General features: G+C 53.8%; 23 protein-coding genes, 1 tRNA gene and 1 pseudogene. 2 read left to right on the forward strand and 23 right to left on the reverse strand.

Going from position 1 to position 22,101, the window contains the following annotated elements; translation table 11 throughout:
* Window positions 1-39: 39 nt before the first annotated feature.
* From nadA to HBN68_RS15900, 20 genes and pseudogenes are all read right to left on the reverse strand, one after another.
* Window positions 40-1,098 (reverse strand): quinolinate synthase NadA, encoded by a 1,059-nt coding sequence (gene nadA / locus HBN68_RS15800; protein ID WP_169965200.1) that lies wholly within the window; start codon window positions 1,096-1,098, stop codon window positions 40-42.
* A 238-nt stretch (window positions 1,099-1,336) separates the two neighbouring features.
* Window positions 1,337-2,026, reverse strand: a complete 690-nt coding sequence (locus HBN68_RS15805; RefSeq protein WP_169965202.1) for a type 1 glutamine amidotransferase domain-containing protein — start codon at window positions 2,024-2,026, stop codon at window positions 1,337-1,339.
* A 299-nt stretch (window positions 2,027-2,325) separates the two neighbouring features.
* Window positions 2,326-3,348 (reverse strand): annotated as a pseudogene (locus HBN68_RS15810) (IS3 family transposase).
* Between the two features lie 448 nt (window positions 3,349-3,796).
* Window positions 3,797-3,872 (reverse strand) — tRNA-Lys (locus HBN68_RS15820).
* Between the two features lie 74 nt (window positions 3,873-3,946).
* Window positions 3,947-4,639 carry a 7-cyano-7-deazaguanine synthase QueC gene (gene queC / locus HBN68_RS15825; protein WP_094994979.1) on the reverse strand — a complete coding sequence of 231 codons (693 nt, stop codon included), beginning with the start codon at window positions 4,637-4,639 and terminating at the stop codon, window positions 3,947-3,949.
* Window position 4,640: 1 nt separating this feature from the next.
* A complete protein-coding gene (queE, locus tag HBN68_RS15830; protein ID WP_094994975.1) occupies window positions 4,641-5,288 on the reverse strand; it encodes a 7-carboxy-7-deazaguanine synthase QueE in 648 nt (215 codons plus the stop codon).
* 163 nt (window positions 5,289-5,451) lie between these two features.
* Complete coding sequence (gene ybgF / locus HBN68_RS15835; RefSeq protein WP_169965206.1) at window positions 5,452-6,273, reverse strand: tol-pal system protein YbgF; 822 nt, start codon at window positions 6,271-6,273, stop codon at window positions 5,452-5,454.
* Between the two features lie 6 nt (window positions 6,274-6,279).
* Entirely contained in the window at window positions 6,280-6,780 is a 501-nt protein-coding gene (pal, locus tag HBN68_RS15840) for a peptidoglycan-associated lipoprotein Pal (RefSeq protein WP_003441254.1), read from the reverse strand.
* Between the two features lie 55 nt (window positions 6,781-6,835).
* Window positions 6,836-8,086 carry a Tol-Pal system beta propeller repeat protein TolB gene (gene tolB, locus HBN68_RS15845; protein WP_213936080.1) on the reverse strand — a complete coding sequence of 417 codons (1,251 nt, stop codon included), beginning with the start codon at window positions 8,084-8,086 and terminating at the stop codon, window positions 6,836-6,838.
* Between the two features lie 47 nt (window positions 8,087-8,133).
* The gene (gene tolA, locus HBN68_RS15850) at window positions 8,134-9,228 is read right to left on the reverse strand and encodes a cell envelope integrity protein TolA (RefSeq protein ID WP_094994972.1); all 1,095 of its coding nucleotides are present in this window, start codon (window positions 9,226-9,228) and stop codon (window positions 8,134-8,136) included.
* Window positions 9,228-9,680: a protein TolR gene (gene tolR, locus HBN68_RS15855; protein ID WP_162199712.1), complete on the reverse strand. Its 453-nt coding sequence runs from the start codon at window positions 9,678-9,680 to the stop codon at window positions 9,228-9,230. The genes tolA and tolR overlap by 1 nt, the downstream gene beginning before the upstream one ends.
* A 23-nt stretch (window positions 9,681-9,703) precedes the next feature.
* Window positions 9,704-10,399 (reverse strand): protein TolQ, encoded by a 696-nt coding sequence (gene tolQ / locus HBN68_RS15860; RefSeq protein ID WP_047277996.1) that lies wholly within the window; start codon window positions 10,397-10,399, stop codon window positions 9,704-9,706.
* On the reverse strand, window positions 10,389-10,856 hold the full coding sequence (gene ybgC / locus HBN68_RS15865) for a tol-pal system-associated acyl-CoA thioesterase (protein WP_047277999.1): 468 nt from the start codon (window positions 10,854-10,856) through the stop codon (window positions 10,389-10,391). The genes tolQ and ybgC overlap by 11 nt, the downstream gene beginning before the upstream one ends.
* A gap of 138 nt (window positions 10,857-10,994) precedes the next feature.
* Window positions 10,995-12,053 carry a Holliday junction branch migration DNA helicase RuvB gene (ruvB, locus tag HBN68_RS15870; RefSeq protein WP_094994970.1) on the reverse strand — a complete coding sequence of 353 codons (1,059 nt, stop codon included), beginning with the start codon at window positions 12,051-12,053 and terminating at the stop codon, window positions 10,995-10,997.
* On the reverse strand, window positions 12,054-12,662 hold the full coding sequence (gene ruvA / locus HBN68_RS15875; RefSeq protein WP_094994969.1) for a Holliday junction branch migration protein RuvA: 609 nt from the start codon (window positions 12,660-12,662) through the stop codon (window positions 12,054-12,056).
* Window positions 12,663-12,770: 108 nt separating this feature from the next.
* Entirely contained in the window at window positions 12,771-13,295 is a 525-nt protein-coding gene (ruvC, locus tag HBN68_RS15880; RefSeq protein WP_094994978.1) for a crossover junction endodeoxyribonuclease RuvC, read from the reverse strand.
* A gap of 128 nt (window positions 13,296-13,423) precedes the next feature.
* Window positions 13,424-14,170, reverse strand: coding sequence for a YebC/PmpR family DNA-binding transcriptional regulator (locus HBN68_RS15885; RefSeq protein ID WP_094994968.1), 747 nt, complete (start codon window positions 14,168-14,170; stop codon window positions 13,424-13,426).
* A 118-nt stretch (window positions 14,171-14,288) separates the two neighbouring features.
* Window positions 14,289-16,064, reverse strand: coding sequence for an aspartate--tRNA ligase (gene aspS, locus HBN68_RS15890; protein ID WP_094994967.1), 1,776 nt, complete (start codon window positions 16,062-16,064; stop codon window positions 14,289-14,291).
* A gap of 112 nt (window positions 16,065-16,176) precedes the next feature.
* On the reverse strand, window positions 16,177-16,398 hold the full coding sequence (locus HBN68_RS15895) for a zinc ribbon domain-containing protein (RefSeq protein ID WP_094994966.1): 222 nt from the start codon (window positions 16,396-16,398) through the stop codon (window positions 16,177-16,179).
* Between the two features lie 179 nt (window positions 16,399-16,577).
* Complete coding sequence (locus HBN68_RS15900; protein WP_094994965.1) at window positions 16,578-16,940, reverse strand: ribbon-helix-helix domain-containing protein; 363 nt, start codon at window positions 16,938-16,940, stop codon at window positions 16,578-16,580.
* A gap of 726 nt (window positions 16,941-17,666) precedes the next feature.
* On the opposite strand from HBN68_RS15900, the gene HBN68_RS22400 reads away from it, so the two are divergent.
* Window positions 17,667-18,269, forward strand: a complete 603-nt coding sequence (locus HBN68_RS22400) for a cold-shock protein (protein ID WP_094994964.1) — start codon at window positions 17,667-17,669, stop codon at window positions 18,267-18,269.
* A gap of 68 nt (window positions 18,270-18,337) precedes the next feature.
* On the opposite strand, the gene HBN68_RS15910 is transcribed toward HBN68_RS22400, so the two are convergent.
* Window positions 18,338-18,544, reverse strand: coding sequence for a SlyX family protein (locus HBN68_RS15910; protein ID WP_047278009.1), 207 nt, complete (start codon window positions 18,542-18,544; stop codon window positions 18,338-18,340).
* Window positions 18,541-18,972 carry an HIT domain-containing protein gene (locus HBN68_RS15915; RefSeq protein WP_169965207.1) on the reverse strand — a complete coding sequence of 144 codons (432 nt, stop codon included), beginning with the start codon at window positions 18,970-18,972 and terminating at the stop codon, window positions 18,541-18,543. Before HBN68_RS15915 ends, HBN68_RS15910 begins: the two co-directional genes overlap by 4 nt.
* Before the next feature lie 730 nt (window positions 18,973-19,702).
* Between HBN68_RS15915 and HBN68_RS15920 the strand changes: the two genes are divergently transcribed.
* Window positions 19,703-20,986, forward strand: a complete 1,284-nt coding sequence (locus tag HBN68_RS15920; protein WP_094994962.1) for an OprD family porin — start codon at window positions 19,703-19,705, stop codon at window positions 20,984-20,986.
* A gap of 230 nt (window positions 20,987-21,216) precedes the next feature.
* On the opposite strand, the gene HBN68_RS15925 is transcribed toward HBN68_RS15920, so the two are convergent.
* On the reverse strand, window positions 21,217-22,059 hold the full coding sequence (locus tag HBN68_RS15925) for a mechanosensitive ion channel family protein (protein ID WP_169965209.1): 843 nt from the start codon (window positions 22,057-22,059) through the stop codon (window positions 21,217-21,219).
* Between the last annotated feature and the right edge of the window lie 42 nt (window positions 22,060-22,101).

Here is a 22,101-nt window from a genome sequence, read left to right on the forward strand (position 1 = left end):
GTGAGTTACTGCCTTCAGTGTTAGGCCCGAGACCAAAGCTCAGGCGTTGCCCGCCAGCTTCAAACGGGCAGCCTGCGTGAAGTCCAGCATGCGCTTGAGCGGACGAACCGCTTGCGGCACAAGCGCCGGGTCGACAAAGATCTCGTTCGACCCCATTTGCAGACCTTGCAGCATGCGCTCCAAGGTGTTCATTGCCATCCACGGGCAATGGGCGCAGCTGCGGCAAGCGGCGCCATTGCCCGCCGTAGGCGCTTCAATGAAAACCTTGTCAGGACATAACTGCTGCATTTTGTAAAAAATGCCGCGATCAGTGGCCACGATAAATGTCTTGTTGGGCAGGTTCTGCGCGGCGGCAATCAGTTGACTGGTCGAGCCGACCGCGTCGGCCAGATCAATCACGGACTCGGGCGATTCGGGATGAACCAAAACCGCCGCGTCCGGATAGAGCGCCTTCATGTCTTCGAGCTGCTTGGACTTGAACTCTTCATGGACGATGCAAGCCCCATCCCAGAGCAACATGTCAGCTCCGGTCTGGCGCTGGATATAGCGCCCAAGATGCTTGTCGGGGCCCCAGATGATCGTTTCACCGTTATCCATCAGGCTTTCAACGATTTCCAGCGCACAGCTCGACGTCACTACCCAATCTGCACGGGCTTTAACCGCGGCAGACGTGTTGGCGTAAACCACAACGGTGCGCTCGGGGTGTTTGTCACAGAACGCAGAAAACGCTTCGACCGGACATCCCAGATCCAGCGAACAGGTGGCTTCGAGCGTCGGCATCAGCACGCGTTTTTCAGGCGTGAGGATTTTGGCCGTTTCGCCCATGAAACGAACGCCGGCCACCAATACCGTTTTTGCGGGATGCGCCGCACCAAAACGGGCCATTTCCAGAGAATCGGAAACGCAGCCGCCTGTTTCTTCAGCGAGCGCCTGAATCACGGGATCGCAATAAAAATGAGCCACCAGAACCGCATCCTGCGCCTTGAGCTCGGCAGCGATGGCTGCACGTAATGCAGCCTCTTCTTCCAGAGTCAGGGCTTTAGGCTGCTTGGCATCAAGGTGGGCTTGAACCAGAAGTCGTTCAGAAATATGCGTCATGTTCGCAAGACCTGCAGGCGCTACTGCGCGAAAGTCGAGTGTACCACCGGCTCCGGACCGTCGAGTCCCGCCGGGAGAGTGTGTGTTATCAGGCACGGACCAGCTATTCAGCTCGCCAAGGCTACAGAATATGCTTGCGATTCAAAAGTTTAATGTTTCAGGGGAGGTCCAGCGCTACATGGGCAAATCTGCCGATGACTGGCAGGCCACCAGACATCGGCCGCAGCACTTACTTAACTCACTGGCTCAACGCTTTAAGCACAAGCTCAGCCACAGCGCCACCTGACGCAGGGTTCTGACCCGTAATCAAACGCCCATCTGCAACAGCATAGGCCGCCCACGGCTGGCTGGCCTTTTCATACTTGGCTCCACGCTTGACCAGTTCGCTCTCAGTCAAATACGGCACGACTTTGTCTAAACCGGCCAGCTTCTCTTCCTCATTGGAGAAGCCCGTGACTTTTTTCCCCTCAATCAGCAGCTTGCCGTCGCTGAGCATGATATTCAGCAGCCCGACCGCCCCGTGACACACCGAGGACACGACTCCACCGGACTCATAAATCTCGCGACTGATGGTTTGCAGTTCAACGTTGTCCAGAAAATCCCAAATGACCCCGTGGCCCCCTGCAAAGTAGATAGCGCAGTAGTCTTCAGGCTTGATATCACTCGGCTTGAGCGTTACGCCAAGGCGATTCATGAATGACTTGTCTTGATACCACTTCCAGTCAATGTCAGCAGCCATGTCCTTGGCCAGGCTGTGAGGGTCAATCGGCGTATAACCACCTTTAGGGCTGACAAAGTCCACGGTATAGCCTGCCGCTTCAACTTTCTGTACAAAATGCACAGCCTCCCCAAACCACAACCCAGTAGCACGAGGCATGTCCGGGTACTTTTCGACACTGGTCAAAACCACCAACATTTTCTTGCTCATCGTAAGACTCCTGAAAATACCGGATATGTACGGAACTTGGGCTGTCCAACACAGCAAATGGTTCAGCCGCAGAACGAGGCGTGAGCATAGACCACAGGGGTTGCCATGCCGACTTGCGCATGGGGCTGGCGCTATGCTGCCTTCACAATCTGTGTCACATCCACTGGAGACTACCGGCACCACGTTGGAGGAAGCAGATCACCCGAGGCCCCCTGATTGGCATGCCGCCATTTCAAATACTGGACTGCCCCCGCTCCCGTAGACATTTTCCAGCCTCAAAGTGAGGCACTTTCAAAGGCCTAAGGACTGACGCCGCCCAGGTGACTGTGACGCGTTCGGTTGTAAAACGCCTCAATGTAATCGAATACGTCGGCACGGGCCATTTCCTCGGCGGCTCATACTCGGCTCGAGGTGGTGGGCCTGACAAAAACGTTTCCAGTCATCGCTACCATATTGGCTCCCCTGATCCGAATGCACGATGACTCTGATTTTGGGTTTACGGCGCCATACCGCCATGAGCAGCGCGTCCAGCGCCAGCTCCTTGCCTCGCGTTGGCTTCATTGACCAGCCGACCACCTTGCGAGCGTACAGATCCAGTACGACAGCCAGATATAGCCATCCCTACCACGTTCGGATGTAAGTGATATCGGTCACCCAAGCCTTATTCGGGGCATCGACAGTGAAGGCCCGGTTGAGTCGATTGGGGGCAATGATCGATGATCTGCCTTTGATTGCGCGCGGGGCTTTATAGCCTCTGAGCGCCTTGATTATATTGGTGCGCATCAATGCCGCGACACGGTGCTTGCCGCAACTTTCTCCAGCCTCGCGCAAGTCAGCAAACACCCTCCGTGCGCCATACACACCTCGACTGGCCGCATAGGAGTCGCGGATCAGCCCTAACAGCCGACTATTCTCTTTTTCGCGATCAGAAACAGGCTTGTGTAGCCATTGATAGAACCCGGCACGAGCAACTCGCAAAACCCGACACAGCGTAGTGATCGCGTATTGATGTCGGTGCTCGTTAATGAAGCGGTATTTCACTCGGGTTCCCTGGCGAAGTATCGCGCTGCTTTTTTTAATATGTCGCGCTCTTCTTCCAAGCGTCGCATTTGGGCTCGCAGCCGCAAAATCTCGCTTTTGGCTACGAGCAACTCGCTGGCCTGTTTCTCGGTTTTGTCAGGCGTCACAGCTTTGACCCATTTGTAGAGGCTGTGGGTCGAAACGCCGAGGCGCTCGGCTGTTTCCGCAACGGAGTATCCGCGTTCAATAACTTGCCTCACGGCTTCTGCCTTGAATTCCGGCGTGAATCGTTGGGTGCTCATAGACTTCCTCCTATGCTCAAAGCATAGGCTGGAGATGTCTATTGCGCCGGGGGCAGTCCAATGAGCTTGCAAGGTGCCTAGAGAATCCGGGGCGATTCGGTACGGGCACGAACCGGGAAAACGCTCGCTCAGAGAAACGCCATTAGCACGCTGCTACGCATGCGAAATCACGCACAAGAAAAGTACTTCTACGCTCAGAACAACTTTCCTTCATAGCGCAAAACCCAAATCTGACACGCACTTCGTATTTTTATAGAAATTGCCTCCAATGTGCTAGAACCACATTGAGATCATGAAAAGCCTAAAAACCAATAGTCGAAAATTGATGATTTCTGGCCCGAATGGAGGAATATGCGTTTTCGCCTTTAGCCCGCACGCTCGCCAAATGACAGACACAAAAAAGCCGGTAGACCCTGAGGTACTGACCGGCTGTTTTGATGTAGCGATATGGTGGGTCGTGTGGGATTCGAACCTACGACCAATTGGTTAAAAGCCAACTGCTCTACCAACTGAGCTAACGACCCGCTTCGTTGTGGGACGTATAATACTGATTTTTAACGAGAATTCAACACCCGATTAAAAATAAATATGAAATAAGTCAAAAATAACGGGTTGGATCTTTGATTCCGGCAGCTGCGAAGCCATCTGCACGCAAACGGCAGCTATCGCATTTGCCGCATGCACGACCTTGGTCGTCGGCCTGATAGCACGAAACAGTCAGCGAATAGTCGACACCCAACTTTGCACCCGCCTGGACAATCTGCGCTTTGCTCAGGCTTTGCAGAGGAGCCTTGATACTGAACGGCTTACCCTCGACACCCGCTTTGGTAGCAAGATTTGCCATGACTTCGAAAGCCTCTACAAACTCTGGACGACAGTCCGGATAGCCTGAATAGTCCACAGCGTTCACACCGATGAAAATATCTTGCGCCTCCAGCACCTCGGCCCAACCCAATGCCAACGACAGGAACACCGTATTACGCGCGGGGACATAGGTGACCGGAATACCTTCACTCGGGGCCTCAGGCACGTCAATCGAGCTGTCAGTTAGCGCTGAGCCTCCGATACCGTCCAGGTTCAGCCCAATGACCTTGTGGTCAATGACGCCCAGATCACGGGCAACACGCGCAGCGGCATCAAGCTCCGCACGATGGCGCTGACCGTAATCAAAGCTCATGGTGTAGCAGCTGTAACCTTCGGCGCGGGCCATGGCGACAACAGTCGCCGAATCCAGACCGCCCGACAATAGAATGACTGCTCTTTTCTCTTGTACAACCGATTGTTCTGTCATTTCAGCGCCCCGGCTCATCGTTCCATAAGTATTTGTGCAACTGCATTTGCAAACGCACCGGCAAGTTGTCGGCAACGATCCAGTCGGCCAGTTCACGGGCCGACAAATCATGATGGCTTGGCGAGAACAGCACCTCTCCGGCTCGCCGCTCTAACCCATACTCGATCAACTTCGAAACCGCCCAGTCGTAGTCATCACGCGAACAGATCACAAACTTGACCTGATCATTGCATGTCAACAACGCGATATTTTCGTAGAGATTACGATGGGACTCTTTAGAGCCAGGAGTCTTCAGATCAAGCACACGACTGACGCGGGGATCCACTGCCGAAATATCCAGCGCACCACTGGTCTCGATGGAGACTTCATATCCGGCATCGCAAAGCTGCGTCATCAAAGGAATTACATTGGGCTGGGCTAGCGGCTCCCCCCCTGTAACACATACATAGCGCGGACGATAACTCGCCACCTGCTCAAGTATGTCCTTCAGAGGCCTTACAGTGCCGCCACTGAATGCGTAAGCGCTGTCGCAATAACCACAGCGTAAAGGGCAACCGGTTAGGCGAACAAAAACGGTAGGCAAGCCAGCCGTTCGCGTTTCACCCTGCAACGAGTAAAAAACTTCGGTAATTCTCAATGTGTCTTGCATATCCGCCACGGGCGTAACAGCTAAACAGGCTGTCCGCCTCCGTCAGGCACTCCAAGGAATCTGCCAACGCAGTACTCAGAAGAGCGTATTTCATAAAAGGGCGTGGATTCTAACGAAAAAACCCGCGACAGGCGCGGGTTTCTCGATGAAAACACTCGATAGCTTACATGCGCTGCAAATCGCGCTGGGCCAATTGCGCTGCAGAGGTGCCCGGGTATTGGGACACCACTTGCTGGAGGATGCCTTTAACCTTATCGGCATGCCCCAAACGGCGCTCAACATCAGCCAACTTATACAACGAGTCAGGCACTTTCCCATGCTTGGGATAAAGCTGACTGACTTTGGCGAACGCCTGGCCTGCAGCCTGCAAATCACCTTTAGCCAGATTCACCTCACCCAGCCAATATTGAGCGTTACCGGCATACTGACTGTTAGGGTATTTACGCAAAAAGGCACTGAACGCCTGGCTGGCCTTGTCGAAGTCTTTAGCCTTGATCAAGTCAAAAGCAGCATCGTAATAGAGCTTTTCTTTCGCCGGATCACCCGGTTCAGAACTGGCAGCAGCCTGAGGAGCAGGTGCAGCCGTATTACTGGCGGTCGTACTGGCACCACCAGATGAAGAATTATCAGGCGCGGCAGCAGGAGCAATGCCAACACCAATACGCCGATCAAGTTCCTGGTATCGCTCCAGGCTTTCTTGCTTCATGCGCGAAATATCATTCTGCAGAACTTCGATTACACCCTGTTGGCGTGCAATCTGTTCCTGCATTTGTTGCAACTGGTTGAACAGCTCGCCCTGTGCCGAGACAGGGGCCGAAACCCCTCCCCCGGCATAGGCGCCGCTCGCACCGTAACCCGTTGACGGATAACTCCCCCCGCTATTGTTATAGCCAGAGTTGTCATCGACCACAGGAACCGCAGCCCAGGCCGCAAGCGGCATAAAGCTGAGAGTCAGAATAGTTACAGCACGGCGGCACGTTCGCATGACGAATTACTTACGCAGTTCGACGCGACGGTTCTGAGCCCACGACTGTTCGTCGTTGCCAGTAGCGATCGGACGCTCTTTACCGTAGGACACCAGCTCCAGCTGTGCTGGAGAAACACCTTGCAGAACCAGGTAGCGTTGAACGGCTTTCGCACGACGCTCGCCCAGTGCCATGTTGTACTCACGAGTACCACGGGCGTCAGTGTTACCTTCCAGAACAACGCGAGCGCCGTTAGCTTTCAGGTCTTTTGCGTGAACGTCCAGAGCGCGCATAGCTTCTGGTTTCAGGTCCGAACTGTCGTATTCGAAGTAGAAAACAGTGATAGCACGCAGAGCAGCTTCTTCGCTCAGGGAGCCATCAACAGCGCCTGTGTTTGCGCCATAACCAGCGTTTGGATCAACAGCAGCGCCTTCACCGGCATTGTCGCCGCCTTTAGACGAGCAACCTACAGCTACAGCCATGGCCAGTGCCAGCGCAGCAAATTTACCAAACTTCAGCATTTCCATCGTAAAACTCCTAATGAACCCCAAGTGTTAAGTGCAACGTAAAGCTATCACCACGTCAGTTCAGGTAAGGGGACCAGGAAGGTTCTCTGACTTCGCCTTGAGCGGTAGGAAGAGGGAGCCTTACGCGTCCATTAATGGACACGAGCATCAAGACTCCCCGGCCCTGCTGGCGGGTGGCGTAGATTACCATGGTGCCGTTGGGCGCAACAGTAGCTGACTCATCAAGGTTGGTATCTGTGAGGATTTTCACGCTTCCACGCTGCAAATCTTGCGCTGCCACACGGAAATTGGTGAAGCCATCCTGACGATGAATCATTACCAGGGTCTTTTCGTCTGCCGAAAGCTTCGGACTGGCGTTGTAGTTCCCGATAAATGTCACGCGCTCTGCATTACCGCTACCAACTGTGGTTTTGTAGATTTGTGGTTTACCGCCGCGGTCAGAGGTGAAGTAGATGGTTGACCCATCCTTGCCCCAGAACGGTTCGGTATCGATAGCCGGGCTGTTAGTCACGCGAGTCAGCTGACGGGACGCCAGATTCATTACGTAAATTTCAGCGTTACCATCTTTAGACAACACAAATGCCAGCTTCGAACCGTCCGGAGACCACGCAGGGGCACCGTTAAGGCCTTCGAAGTTGGTGATTTGCTCACGACGACCGGTATCAATGTTCTGCATGAAGATACGCGGACGTTTTTGCTCAAACGAGACATAGGCGATGCGCTTGCCGTCTGGCGCGAAACGAGGCGACAGAATCGGTTCACGCGATTGCAGCAGCGTGACAGCACGTGCACCGTCGTAATCCGAACGCTGCAAGGTATAGCGGGTGTTATTGGCACTGGCGCGCTCAGCCGTTACGTAGAGTAAACGGGTTGAGAATGCGCCTTTAATACCGGTCAGTTTTTCAAATGACTGGTCGGAGATGTAATGCGCCATATCACGCAGCTGCTCAGCAGTACCGGAGACACTACCGGTCAGAACCGGTTGCTCGGTGGCCACATTGAACAGGGCATATTGAACCTGCAAACGACCGCCGGCCGGGACAATATTGCCGACCATCACGTACTGGGCACCTAACGCTTTCCAGTCACGGAAAATGACTTCGCTGGCCTGGGTCGGCAAGCTGATCATGTTCTGCTTTGGAATCGGTGCGTAGTAGCCCGAGTTACGCAGGTCATTGCCAATGATTTCAGCCATGTCATCCGGCAGAACGGAACCGCCCTGCCAGCCAAATGGAACCACGGCAATAGGTGTGGCCCGGTCGCTACCGCTAGTGACCAGAATGTTCTTTTCTTCTGCCATTGCCATCCCTGCGAAGCAGCAGACGACGACGAGCAGTCCTCGAAAAAAGTTAATCACAAGGCTAGATCCTCAGGTGTGAATGTCATCTTGAATGATCGATAAGGATTGAATTCGCTGGGCTTCAGGCCCTGCATCTCCGTTAAACGGCCAATGTTCTTGACCGCCGCCACAGCCGAACTGTCAAAAGGTCCGTCACCACTGGATCTGGCAACCGTAACCGAAGTTACCGTGCCATCCGGCAACATGCCAATTTGCAGCACCACTGTCATGTTCTTGCGAGCCGAAGGAGGACGAGCCCAACCTTCTGCTGCCCGGGCACGAATCAGGTCATCAAAACTGCCGGCGACCTCATCGCCCTGCTCCTCTGCCAAGGCTTGTTGACGTTGAGGCGTATCGGAAAGCAAATCTGCCAAGGCTTGCGCCTTTTTCTCTTCGGTCGATTTACGTGCTGCTTCTACTGCCTTTTTCTTGGCAGCATCAGCAGCCGCTTTTTTCTTGGCGTCTTCGGCGGCTTTCTTCTTCGCCTCATCCGCTACGGCCTTTTTCTTGGCATCTTCAGCAGCTTTCTTCTTCGCATCTTCGACAATCTTTTTCTTGGCTTCTTCGGCGGCCTTTTTCTTCGCCTCTTCTTCAGCGGCTTTTTTGGCCTCTTCCTCAGACTTTTTCTTGGCTATATCAGCCAACTTTTTCTCTTCGGCTTTTTTGGCTTCAGTGGCTTTTTTAGCGTCGTCTGCTTTCTTGGCTTCGTCAGCCTTTTTAGCTTCCTCAGCCTTCTTCGCTTCACTGGCCTTGGCTTCGTCAGCCTTCTTGGCCTCTGCTGCTTTCTCGGCAGCCTCTTCTTTCTTTTGTTCCGCCGCTTTCACGGCCTCTTGCTCAACCTTTTTTTGCTCCATCTGCTCAACTTCGGTCTGACGTGCGGCAGATTTCTTTGCCTCACCCGCAATCTTTTGATTGGTCTGGGTGGTCGCCTGACTTTTTGACTTCAGTTGATACAAGGTTGCTTGAACAATCGGCTTCGAGGGAGGCAGTTCCGGCGTCATGGCAAAACTGGCGAACAGCATGCCAAAAATCAGAACGTGCAGCCCTACGGCCCAAACTGTAGGCCAAAAATAGTTTTCAGAGGCGGACGGCTCCCGCTGTTCGCGCATCAGGGAGCCTCTGTGATCAAGCCAACATTACCGACGCCGGCTTTCTGCAAGCCCCCCATGGCTCCCATCACCGCGCCATAATCCACAGACTTGTCGCCGCGAATGAAGACCTGAGTATGCTTGCCGCCTTCGTTGCCAGCACGAATGATTTTGGTGACGGCATCTGTCATTTGCGGCAAGGTCATGGCCTTGTCCATCTGTTTTTCAGTATCGACTTCGCTGCCAAGGTTCCAGAAGTAGGTCTTGTCAGCCTTGATCGAAATAGTCAGAACCTGAGTGTTGTTGTCTTGCGGCAAAGCCTCACTGGAGACTTTGGGCAAATCCACTTTCACACCCTGATTGAGCATGGGCGCAGTCACCATGAAAATGACCAACAGTACCAACATCACGTCGATGTAAGGCACCACGTTCATCTCGGCGACCGGCTTGCGCTTCTTGCGAGCTCGAGCGATTAAAGCCATTGGAAAGTACCTGCTTATTCTTCGCTGGTGTGCACTTTACGGTGCAGGATCGCCTGGAATTCATCGGCGAAGGTGTAGTAGCGACCGATAAGGGTTTCACTACGCGCAGCAAAGCGGTTGTAAGCGATAACGGCTGGAATTGCAGCAAACAGACCGATTGCCGTAGCGACCAGCGCTTCGGCAATACCTGGCGCCACAGTCGCCAGCGTGGCCTGCTGAGCCGTCGCCAAACCGCGGAATGAGTTCATGATGCCCCACACCGTACCGAACAGACCGATGTAAGGGCTCACAGAACCAACTGTCGCGAGGAACGGCAGGCTTTGCTCCAGTTTTTCTTCTTCACGGGAAATTGCTACACGCATGGCACGGGCCACACCTTCCATGACAGCCTCAGGATCTACACCTGGCTGCTGACGCAGACGGGAAAACTCCTTGAATCCTGCACGAAAGATCTGCTCAACGCCCGAATCAGGATCCGGATTGCTACCTGCCTGGCGGTACAACTTGGACAGATCGATACCCGACCAGAAGCGCTCTTCAAAGCTTTCCAGGGCACGTCGACCGGCGCGCAGCATGGTGCTGCGCTGAAAAATCATGACCCACGAGGTAACCGATGCGGCCAGCAGGGTCAACATTACCAATTGCACAACAATGCTGGCATTGCTGACCAAGCTCCACATGGAGGAATGGTCGACGACGTTAGCTTCCACGCTTTATCTCCTGCTCTAAATGTTTACCCGCGCCGCTCACGTCGGCAAAGGCCGTACGTAAAGCTTCGGGAATGGCCCGGGGTTTGAAACTATCGGCGCGCACACAGGCCACCAAAAACTGCCCTTCGCAGAGCAACGTTGAGTCCGCAGCCCGCCAGACCTGCTGTTTGAAACGCAGGCTGGCACGGTTGAGTTCTATTACTTGCGCAGTTACCAACAGTTCGTCGTCCAGTCGCGCCGGTGCGTGATAACGCGCCTCGCTGGAATGCACGACAAATAACAGGTTCTCCCCTACCAGCTCGGACTGGGCAAACCCCAGTTCCCGCAGCCTTTCGGTTCGAGCCCGCTCCATAAACTTTAGATAATTTACGTAATACACGACGCCACCCGCATCGGTGTCTTCGTAATAAACGCGACAGCGATGTGCGAACGGCTCAAGCCTGTTTTGCGCGCGCATACTCTAGTGCTTACTCCTCAGGTTGCCAATCCGCCAGACCACTGTTTTTCACTCTTCTTAGACTTTAAGACTCAGGATTTTCAGCGCCAGCCCTTGTGACATCAAAAACGGCAAAAAAATCGACTCATTACGGCTTAATTAATCATCCTGCGCATTCGAGAATTCATCTGCGCTCGGCATTTCGCCCAAACGTGACGGAATATTCAGACCAAAGTGCAAATACGCATGCCGGGTCACTACACGCCCTCGCGGCGTACGCATGATATAGCCTTGCTGAATCAAGTACGGTTCCAGCACATCCTCGATGGTATGGCGCTCTTCACTGATCGCTGCCGCAAGACTGTCGACCCCCACCGGCCCCCCATCGAATTTCTCGATCATGGTCAACAGCAATCGCCGGTCCTGATGATCAAAACCGTGTTCATCCACATCCAGGAGATTGAGCGCCAGATCTGCCACAGATTTGGTGATATGCCCCTTGGCCCGCACTTCGGCAAAGTCGCGCACACGGCGTAGCAACCGATTGGCGATACGCGGTGTACCGCGGGCCCGCCGCGCAATTTCATATGCACCTTCCGGATCCAGCGGCAAACCGAAGATTCCCGCAGAACGACTGACGATCGTCGCCAGGTCATCAATGCCATAAAACTCAAGACGCTGAACAATGCCGAAGCGGTCGCGCAAAGGATTGGTCAGCATCCCGGCACGGGTTGTCGCCCCAACCAGCGTAAACGGCGGCAAATCCAGCTTGATCGAACGCGCAGCAGGCCCCTCGCCGATCATGATGTCCAGCTGAAAATCTTCCATGGCCGGGTACAAGACTTCCTCGACAATAGGCGACAACCGGTGAATTTCATCAATGAACAGCACATCATGGGGTTCCAGATTGGTCAGCAGGGCTGCCAGGTCCCCTGGCCTCTCAAGCACCGGGCCCGACGTACTTTTAATCGAAACACCCATTTCCTGCGCAATGATGTTCGCCAGGGTAGTTTTACCCAAGCCCGGCGGCCCAAAAATCAGCGTGTGGTCCAACGACTCTGCACGGCCACGCGCAGCCTGGATAAACAACTCCATCTGCTCGCGCACTGCCGGCTGACCAATATAGTCGGCCAGACTCAATGGACGGATCGCGCGATCCTGAACCTCTTCGCGGTCACGTCCGCTGGAAGCGGTTATCAAACGATCAGCTTCAATCACTTAAATCATTCCCTTCAGGGCTCGGCGGATCATGTCTTCACTGCTCAACGTTTTATCCTTGATGGCCGACACTGCTTTACTCGCCTCTTGAGGTTTATAGCCCAAAGAGATCAACGCGCTGACCGCATCGCTTTCAGCGCTGGCGACTTGCGCAGGGGCATCCGGCTGATTGGGCACCAGCGCAAACATGCTCGGCACCTGCTCCCATGCTTTGAACCGATCCTTCAGTTCGACCAACAGGCGCTCGGCGGTTTTCTTGCCAACCCCCGGCACCTTGGTCAGCGCCGATGTATCCTGGGCCTGTACACAACGCACCAGCTCATCGACTTCCAGACTGGACATCAGTGCCAATGCCAATTTAGGGCCCACGCCATTGAGCCGAATCAATTCGCGAAAAAAATCGCGCTCTCGCTTGCCACTGAAACCATAGAGCAACTGCGCATCTTCGCGAACCACTAAATGGGTGTGCAGGGTCAACGGCTCACCGATTGAAGGCAGGCGGTAAAGTGTAGTCATCGGAACCTCCACCTCATAACCCAGGCCATTCACATCCAGAATCAGGTGAGGCGGCTGTTTTTCAGCGAGAGTACCGCGCAAGCGTCCAATCACGTTTCAGATCCTTTTTCAGGCCAGATCAATGGCTAACTAATAAGACGGGGCGCTGCACGATTGCACGGGCAAACACCCAAATCGCTCAACACCAGAGACACCCGCCCCCTATAGACGCAGACGACCACCCCGACTGCGCGCAGCACCCAACCCGTGAGGCAGCAAACTGGAGCGCGTGTGCGCATGGCACAACGCAATTGCCAACGCATCAGAAGCATCAATTTGCGGTTTTGACGTCAGCTTGAGCAAATGCATGACCATCATCATCACCTGCTCTTTATTAGCGCCCCCGGTACCCGCAACCGCCTGCTTGATTTGAGTCGCCGTGTACTCGGCGATTTCCAGACTTTCCTCACCGCCAGCAACGATTGCTGCGCCCCGGGCCTGACCCAGCTTTAACGCCGAATCCGCATTACGCCCCATAAATACTTTTTCAATGCCCATCGTAACCGGGCCGTACGTCTGTATCACTTCGCGCACGCCGCGATAAACGATCTGCAGCCGCTCATGCATTTCGCCGTTGCCTGTACGAATACACCCCGAAGCCACGTACACACAGCCACGACCGGTGTCCTGCACCACGCCATAGCCGGTAATGCGCGAACCGGGATCGATACCAAGAATAAGAGTCATAACGCCTGCAGCTTTAGAAGTGATGCCCTCGGGCATGAACCCGGACAGCTTAAAGGCAGAAGCCGGAGGTGCACAGCCTGCGATCATCGCAGCGTTGCACCTCCGGCTTCCAGGATTACAGCGAGGTATCAGGCAAGCTGTTCCAGCACAGCCTCGGGGATCTCGGCGTTGGAGTAAACGTTTTGCACGTCATCCAGATCCTCAAGCATGTCGATCAGCTTGAGCACCTTCTCAGCACCCTCCAGATCCAGCTCGGCACTCGTGGTGGGCAGCATTACGATTTCGGCATCAGCCGGCTTGAAGCCTGCAGCCTCCAATGCGTTGCGAACTGCGTAGAAGCTCGAAAATGATGTGAACACATCGATCGACCCGTCTTCATTGGTCACAACGTCATCGGCATCTGCTTCCATAGCCGCTTCGATCAAGGCATCTTCATCAACACCCGCGGTATACGAAATCTGGCCTTTACGCTCAAACAAGTACGCCACAGAGCCATCAGTGCCCAGATTGCCGCCGCATTTGCTGAAAGCATGACGCACAGCTGCTGCAGTCCGGTTGCGGTTGTCGGTCATGCACTCAACCATCACCGCCACGCCACCAGGCCCGTAGCCTTCGTAACTCAGCTCAACCATGTCATCGGTATCAGCCGCACCGGCACCACGGGCGACAGCACGATCAATGACATCACGGCTCATGTTTGCTCCAAGCGCTTTGTCCAGCGCCAGACGCAGCCTTGGGTTGGACGCCGGGTCACCACCACCCTGACGCGCCGCGACAGTCAGCTCACGAATCCACTTGGTGAAAATTTTGCCTTTTTTGGCATCCTGACGCTCTTTGCGGTGCTTGATGTTCGCCCACTTAGAATGACCTGCCATAACCTACTCCGAATCCTTGTCTGAAACCTTGCCAACTTGGCCCGAAGGGCCAGCCAGCAATAAAATTTCCGGTCCAACGAGAAAGGCGCATCCGGGGATGCGCCTTCGGTGTTCCGTATTACTCAGCCTTAGGCTGTTCACGCAAACGAATATGCAGCTCTCGCAACGCCTTAGCGTCCACCATGCCCGGAGCTTGAGTCATGACGCAGGCAGCACTCTGGGTTTTAGGGAATGCAATCACTTCACGAATCGACTGGGCGCCAGTCATCAGCATGACAAGGCGGTCCAGGCCGAATGCCAGACCACCGTGCGGCGGCGCACCGTACTTCAGCGCGTCCAGCAGGAAGCCAAACTTCTCTTCCTGTTCCGCCTCGTTGATGCCCAACAGACGGAAGACCGCTTGCTGCATTTCTTTACGGTGGATACGGATCGAACCGCCACCGAGCTCGGTACCATTCAACACCATGTCATAAGCACGAGAAAGAGCGGTTGCCGGATTGGCTTCCAGCTCTTCAGGCGAACACTTCGGCGCAGTGAACGGGTGATGCAAGGCGCTGAAGCTACCGTCTTCGTTCTCTTCGAACATCGGGAAGTCAACGACCCACATCGGGGCCCACTCACAGGTCAGCAGGTTCAGGTCGTTACCTACCTTGATACGTAGCGCACCCAGTGCCTCACTCACGATCTTGGCTTTATCGGCGCCAAAGAACACGATATCGCCATCCACAGCGCCTACGCGATCCAGGATGACATTGAGGTTGGCTTCCGGAATGTTTTTAACGATCGGCGATTGCAGACCCTCAACACCCTTGGCGCGCTCATTGACCTTGATGTACGCCAGGCCGCGAGCACCATAAATGCCAACGAACTTAGTGTAATCGTCGATCTTGCTGCGCGGCATGCTCGCTCCGCCCGGTACGCGCAACGCGGCAACGCGGCTTTTAGGATCGTTGGCCGGACCGCTGAAGACCTTGAATTCAACGTCTTTGAGTTGATCGGCAACATCTACCAGTTCAAGCGGGTTACGCAAGTCAGGCTTGTCGGAGCCATAACGGCGCATGGCCTCTTCAAACGTCATGTGCGGGAATTCGCCGAATTCCAGATCCAGCACTTCCTTGAACAGGGTGCGAATCATGCCTTCGGTCAGGCCCATGATGTCTTTTTCATCAAGGAAGCTGGTCTCAATGTCAATCTGAGTGAACTCAGGCTGACGATCTGCGCGCAAATCCTCGTCGCGGAAGCACTTGGCGATCTGGTAGTAGCGATCAAAACCCGCAACCATCAGCAGCTGTTTAAACAGCTGTGGCGATTGAGGCAAGGCAAAGAAGCTGCCTGCATGAGTACGGCTTGGCACCAGATAGTCACGTGCACCCTCTGGGGTTGCGCGGGTCAGAATCGGTGTTTCGACATCCAGGAAGCCGTTTTCGTCGAGATACCGACGGATGCTGGTGGTCATGCGCGAACGCAGGCGTAGCTTCTCGAGCATTTCTGGGCGACGCAGGTCGATAAAGCGATAACGCAGACGGGTCTCCTCGCCTACATCAGAGAATTCGTTAAGCGGGAACGGAGGGGTCTCTGCTTCGTTCAACACTTCCAGTTCGTAACCCAGCACTTCGATCATACCGGACGCCATGTTGGCGTTGCCCGCACCTGCCGGACGCAGACGCACCTTGCCGGTGACTTTGACGACGTACTCACTGCGCACACGATCCGCGGCAGCGAAGGTTTCAGCACGATCCGGATCGAAAACCACTTGGGCCAGACCGTCACGATCACGGATATCGAGGAAAATCACCCCACCGTGGTCACGGCGACGGTGAACCCATCCGCAAAGGGTAATTTCCTGGCCTTCCAGGCTTTCGTTCAGTTGGCCGCAATAATGGCTGCGCATCATGGTCGTAGTTTCACTTCTCGTAATTCGAAATTCGGTGGAGGCCTTGCGCACCATTACCAGTGGTTAGTGACACGCAAGACCCCGCTCATATTCAGACTGCTTTCGCTCGATCTCAGTCGGATTTGTCGCCGCCTGCCAGATTTTTTTTCGAGCCTGTCTTGAAATCTGTTTCATACCAGCCCGTGCCACTCAAGCGAAAGCCAGGCATGGACAGCAGTTTTTTCAACTCAGGCGCCTGGCAGGCAGGACAATCAATCAGCGGTGAGTCACTGATTTTTTGAATGGCTTCCAACTGATGACCGCAGGAAGCACATTGATAATCGTACATGGGCATTGGCGTATCTCGACTATCCGATAGCGGCACCCTCCTACAGAGGGCCACAAAGGGCGAGATTATATCTGGTAAATCGTGCCTTTGCAGCCGCGCGAACGGCCATATGAAGCTAAAGGCACCATAAATATTGAGCGGTTACAAGCAGCTGAACACCCGCACTCGCTTGGCTTAAAGGTCACTCACCCCCAAAAGAACTGCTTTTGTGGAGCCTCAGCCGATCCCCGTACAGCATTAGAGAGGTGCATCACACACACAACCCGAATCAGCCCGCTGAAGTTTTTCACCCCGCCATGCCGCAGATGAACCTCCCTGTCTACATACGACAACAACGCATTTATTGAACAATCATTATTGCGAGCAATGTCCGACAACACCTTCCAGTACACCTCTTCAAGACGCAGACATGTTGCAAATCCATTTAACCTGACCGAACGCGATAACGGTCGCGCCAACGACATCCCAAAATCGAGAATAGCAGGATCAATCTTGACTCTTTGAACGACTCTGCCACCCACCCCTTCATGCCTGATTAATCGCCCCATATTTAGAGCACTCCATCGCAACACCATTTAAGTTAATTAATATTCTTTGAAACACCCTTACATAAAACATTATGTAAAAGTTCTTATCCAGCGGATCTCACCCGCAAATACGTAGGAGCTCTCCCGCTGCACCGGATGAATTCTTGAACGCTCAGCCTCAAGCCCTCAAACGCCAGCCACACGGAGCCATCACCACTTAAATCCGGGCAAGCCTGATGCCTCGCCCCAGTAATAAAATAAAATACAGCATGGACTTACAGCCAACTTTTACGCCGCGCCATATATATGTGTACTGCTGTGCCTAATACACCCTCCCGCCAGCCCACCAACCCTCAAACAAATATATATAGCCTTTATGTCAAAACAACCCAACTTCAAAGCGAAACAAAATTCATCACACATAAGGAAATCCAAAGTATCCCGCCCCCTCTTAAATATAGCCATAACACAATCACAACAAATCAAACGCCGTCCCCAGACAAAAGCATTGTTAGAAAACGACGATTCCTACCGACTCAAAGGAAGCACCTTTATTTACCGTTCAGAAGGCATAATTTGAGAAGCTTCACGCTTTACTGTTAAATAGGCAGCGTGTCGCCTCCACCGAGGCTTGGTGAAGGCGCATAGGCTGATCACCGCACGTGTCCAACGCCTTCATTTTTTTCAGAAGCGAACCGTGCCCAATCAGCTCTTCCTTGCGATCCGTCTTAATGTGAGTTAATCGAAATGTTGAAAATCGTCCACTTGGTGACAGGAGCAGCGGCGTTGCTGCTGTCCTTTATACCCAGCCTACAGTCTGAAGCTATCCCTTACCTGCAACACGCCGATGCCCTATACCTGGCTTTTCTCGGCTTGCTCAACCTGACCCTGGCCCCTGTCATACCGTTCTGGAATAAAGGTGCGCGCCACCAACTGCAAAATCTGGTCAGCGCCTTGCTTGTCCTGTCTGTGGTTCTGCAAACCCTGACCCTGTTTGGCCTGCTGTTGCCGATCGGCGATCAACCTGCAGTTTTGTTAAGCCTCGCGCCTGCCTTTTTGGCCGTATTGCTACATCTGGGGGTTAGCTTTTACAAATCCTCCCCGTCGTCAGCTTCACCAAACTACGACATGACTAACCGCGATACCGGCACCGTGAAGTGGTTTAACACATCAAAAGGGTTCGGCTTCATTTCCCGCGACTCCGGCGATGATATTTTCGTGCACTTTCGTGCCATTCGCGGCGAAGGCCACCGCGTTCTGGTAGAAGGCCAGCGCGTGGAATTTTCGGTAATGAACCGTGATAAAGGCCTCCAGGCTGAAGACGTGATCGCGGCACTGCCACGCCGCTGATTTAACCGCCCAATAAAAAACCGCGAGCAGCCTGGCTGATCGCGGTTTTTTATCATCTGTCTGAAGGATCAATAATGTGGTGGGGGCGCCTCGTCCTCAAACGACTCAAACTGCCCCCCCATCTCTTCCTGGCGCTTAAGCAAAGCAGCAATCTGCATCTGCAACCGATCTACGGCATTTTGCTGGGCCACCAGCACATCATTCAGCGCCTGGATGGTGTCATCCTGAAAAGCCAAACGGGTTTCAAGATCTGTCACACGAGCTTCAAGCGTCACAGCACGCCCTCCGAAATTATCAACGCTTCACCGAGAACCGCTTTCAACCTGCTGCGCAAACTAAGTACCTCTTCGCGAGCATAAGGCTTTGCCGGGTGTTTACCCCAAACCGGGCCGGGCCATGCAGCATCCGTGACGTACCGCACGATTACATGCATGTGCATCTGTTTGACCACATTACCCAATGTGGCCACATTCATTTTGTCCGCTGCAAACAGATCCTTCAGCACGCGTGCCAATGCGGTGGTTTCACGCCACATCAAGTGCTGATCATCATCATTCAACTGAAACAACTCACTGATACCCTCGCGTCGCGGCACCAGAATGAACCAGGGGTAATTGGAGTCATTGGACAGCAGAAGGCTGCACAACGGGAAATCTCCCATCAGCCACGTATCCTGTTTGAGACGAGAATCCAAAACGAACACTGAATGTTCTCCTGTGCGACGGTAATTTTACAGGCAGCCAGACTCATCAACTGCCCGCCAGCGAAGTGCAGGATACCCCTGATCCAGAGTTGCTTCACGCCCCAAGGCAACAGTGATTCAACAAAGATGCACCAAAATTGCACAGCCCGAATGATTTCAGTGCAGTCAAACGTCACCGCTCGCGCGCCGGGTGTTAACCGGTAACATTTTTCGCTCTCACAATTTAAATAACTGGAGGTTGGGTAACACAAATACGGAAACGCCTGCTCCTGACGTCCATAGCCCTCGGCTTCAGACCGCACGAACGCTGGATATCCTCGATGAATATTTTTTTTCTAAAGATGTCGAGCTTTGAGCATGCTTGTTGCATAGAGCATGTCCATGTCGATGATGCGCGCTCAAGGATGTAACAGGGCTACGATAATCAACAATAGACCAGCCGCAGATAAGTGGCGGTTTAAATCCGTGGTTCCATGACAGAACCCACCACACCAACCACCCAAAACAGTTTCAACAACATGTACGAACACCCCTGGCAGCAGCACATTTACGACTTAAAAAACGTGTTTTGCGACACAGCTGTAAAGAAGCTGAAAGCTTATGAGGGTAAGTATCGCCAATAGGGCCGGCGTGATATAAGTTTGCGCCGACACAAAAAGAAAGAGCCGCCCCAGATAAAAATTCAGGTGGGACGGCAGTACTCTTCCTAAAACCAAAGGAGCAAATCACGATGCGCGTGATGAAGTGGAGCATGATCGCACTGGCTGTATCAGCCGGGACTACGCAGTTCGCAATGGCATCGTCTCAGGACGAAGCCAAGGGTTTCATTGAAGACAGCACCCTGACTTCCAAAACCCGCATGCTGTACATGAACCGTGACTACCGCAATGGCGCTGGCAACATCGCGAAAGAAGGTGGCGGCTTCAAAAACGGTTATCGCGAAGACTGGGGCTTGAGCGAACTGCTCAACTACGAATCCGGCTTCACTCAAGGCACCGTAGGTGTGGGCGTGGATGCTTTCGCAATGGGTACTGTGCGCCTGGACGGCGGCGCAGGGCGTCAAGGTAACGGCCTGTTCGCCACTCGGGGCAATGGCGATCCGGAAGATACCCAGTCGAAAATGGGCGGAGCGGTAAAATTCCGCATCTCCGACACCGTTCTGAAGTACGGCAACCAATTCGTAGCCAGCCCGGTATTCTCCACAGATGACAGCCGCTTGCTGCCTGAAGTAGCCACCGGCACCCTGATTACCAGCAAGGAAATCAAGGGACTGGAATTGAGCGCCGGTCGCTTCACCGCGCTGAGCTCCCAGACTGGCATGGGTCGTGACAGCATCAACGGTCCGGGTGAACCCGGCCTGACGGCTGCCAATATTGCTGGCGCAACCTACCAGTTCACCGACAATTTTGTCGGCGGCGTAGCAGCGTCGGACGTTGATGATTACTTCAAAAAGCAATACATCAACCTGAACTACACCCTGCCGATTGCTGAATCTCAGGCCTTGAACTTCGACTTCAACGGCTACCGCACTTCTAGCCAAGGCAAAGAGCTAGCGGGCGACGTCGACAACAAAATCTGGAGTTTGGCAGCAGCCTACAGCTTGGGCGCACACAAGTTCACCCTGGCCTACCAGCGCTCTACCGGTGATAGCGGCTACTACTACGGCGTAGACGGCGGCGGCTCTATTTTCCTCGCCAACTCCGTGCAGTACTCCGACTTTAACGGCAAGGACGAGCGCTCCTGGCAGGGTCGTTACGACCTTAACATGGCCAGCTACGGCGTACCCGGCCTGAGCTTCATGGCCCGTTATGTCAACGGTGACAATATCTCCACCTCCGAAGGCGAAGGCAAAGAGCACGAATTCAACTTCGAGAGCAAATACGTGATGCAAGAAGGCCCGGCCAAAGACCTGTCCTTCCGCCTGCGTAGTTCGGTTTATCGCACCACCAGCAACTACGGCGTTGATACCAACGACGTTCGCGTGATCGTTGAGTACCCGCTGAACATCTTGTAATAAGTGCGTTAATGCCTTAACTGCATCGTGTTCAAAAAAGCCATGCCCTTCAAAGAGGGCATGGCTTTTTAATGTCCGGGCTCAGCAATATAGCAAGCTAACTAACTTCCTACCGTTAGCGCAATGTAGCGCTGACTACTGAAAAGTGAAGACCAAAAACAATTAAAGAGGCTCACGCCCCTTTAATTGATCAATCACACACGTGTCTGACTCAGGCTATTCACGGCCACTTATTCTGCCGCCGACTCCTGAACCACGCGAATCACACGCTGCGGAAACGGAATATCGATATTTGCAGCCTTCAGACGATCACGGGACTGTTCGTTGAACATGAACAGCACATCCCAGTAATTCGGGGTATCAACCCACACGCGTAATGACATGGTGATAGCACTGTCACCCAACGTGGTCACGACAACCACCGGGGCAGGATCTTTGAGTACGCGCGGGTCATCCGCCAACGCCAGCAACACCTCACGCACCTTCTGCAGATCCGCTTCGTAATCAACGCCAACATCAAACACCACCTTGCGCGTCGGCTGACGGTTGTAGTTAGTGATGATGCCGTTGGACAAATTGCCGTTGGGCACGATGACAGTCTTGTTGTCGCCGGTACGCAGAACGGTATGGAAGATCTGAATGCTGTCGACGGTACCACTCACGCCCTGCGCTTCAATCCAGTCACCAATCTTGAACGGACGGAACAACAGTATCAGCACCCCTCCAGCAAAGTTCGCCAGGCTGCCCTGCAACGCCAAACCGATCGCCAGACCCGCCGCACCGATCGCCGCCACAAATGAGGTGGTCTGAATGCCGATCATTGAGGCAACACTCACCACCAGCAGCACTTTGAGAATGATGTTGGCCAGACTGCTGATAAAGCCTTGCAGCGCCAGATCAGCCTTGCGCAGCGCCAGTAAATTACCCAGCTTTGCGGTCAGGCGATTGATCAACCACCAGCCTACAGCCAACGTAATCAAGGCCAGCAGCACGCGGCTACCGTATTCCATGATCATCGGAATCCAGGCTTGCGAAGCCTGGATCAAGTGATCCATTTCAGCGTTCAAGTCCATTTATATCTCCTTGTACCGATACCCGGCGACGTCATTTACTCA

This window comes from Pseudomonas sp. WS 5078 (assembly GCF_012985745.1).
GTDB classification, from domain to species: Bacteria; Pseudomonadota; Gammaproteobacteria; order Pseudomonadales; family Pseudomonadaceae; genus Aquipseudomonas; species Aquipseudomonas lundensis_A.

What these genes read in the sequence shown, in the direction of transcription:
- HBN68_RS15925 (WP_169965209.1), bottom strand. Translation starts at nt 22,059, where the DNA reads ATGGACTTGAACGCTGAAATGGATCACTTGATCCAGGCTTCGCAAGCC.
- HBN68_RS15885 (WP_094994968.1), bottom strand. Translation starts at nt 14,170, where the DNA reads ATGGCAGGTCATTCTAAGTGGGCGAACATCAAGCACCGCAAAGAGCGT.
- nadA (WP_169965200.1), bottom strand. Translation starts at nt 1,098, where the DNA reads ATGACGCATATTTCTGAACGACTTCTGGTTCAAGCCCACCTTGATGCC.
- HBN68_RS22400 (WP_094994964.1), top strand. Translation starts at nt 17,667, where the DNA reads ATGTTGAAAATCGTCCACTTGGTGACAGGAGCAGCGGCGTTGCTGCTG.
- queC (WP_094994979.1), bottom strand. Translation starts at nt 4,639, where the DNA reads ATGACAGAACAATCGGTTGTACAAGAGAAAAGAGCAGTCATTCTATTG.
- aspS (WP_094994967.1), bottom strand. Translation starts at nt 16,064, where the DNA reads ATGATGCGCAGCCATTATTGCGGCCAACTGAACGAAAGCCTGGAAGGC.
- queE (WP_094994975.1), bottom strand. Translation starts at nt 5,288, where the DNA reads ATGCAAGACACATTGAGAATTACCGAAGTTTTTTACTCGTTGCAGGGT.
- HBN68_RS15895 (WP_094994966.1), bottom strand. Translation starts at nt 16,398, where the DNA reads ATGCCCATGTACGATTATCAATGTGCTTCCTGCGGTCATCAGTTGGAA.
- HBN68_RS15900 (WP_094994965.1), bottom strand. Translation starts at nt 16,940, where the DNA reads ATGGGGCGATTAATCAGGCATGAAGGGGTGGGTGGCAGAGTCGTTCAA.
- pal (WP_003441254.1), bottom strand. Translation starts at nt 6,780, where the DNA reads ATGGAAATGCTGAAGTTTGGTAAATTTGCTGCGCTGGCACTGGCCATG.
- tolB (WP_213936080.1), bottom strand. Translation starts at nt 8,086, where the DNA reads ATGGCAATGGCAGAAGAAAAGAACATTCTGGTCACTAGCGGTAGCGAC.
- ruvC (WP_094994978.1), bottom strand. Translation starts at nt 13,295, where the DNA reads ATGACTCTTATTCTTGGTATCGATCCCGGTTCGCGCATTACCGGCTAT.
- ybgC (WP_047277999.1), bottom strand. Translation starts at nt 10,856, where the DNA reads ATGCGCGCGCAAAACAGGCTTGAGCCGTTCGCACATCGCTGTCGCGTT.
- tolA (WP_094994972.1), bottom strand. Translation starts at nt 9,228, where the DNA reads ATGCGCGAACAGCGGGAGCCGTCCGCCTCTGAAAACTATTTTTGGCCT.
- HBN68_RS15920 (WP_094994962.1), top strand. Translation starts at nt 19,703, where the DNA reads ATGCGCGTGATGAAGTGGAGCATGATCGCACTGGCTGTATCAGCCGGG.
- ybgF (WP_169965206.1), bottom strand. Translation starts at nt 6,273, where the DNA reads ATGCGAACGTGCCGCCGTGCTGTAACTATTCTGACTCTCAGCTTTATG.
- HBN68_RS15805 (WP_169965202.1), bottom strand. Translation starts at nt 2,026, where the DNA reads ATGAGCAAGAAAATGTTGGTGGTTTTGACCAGTGTCGAAAAGTACCCG.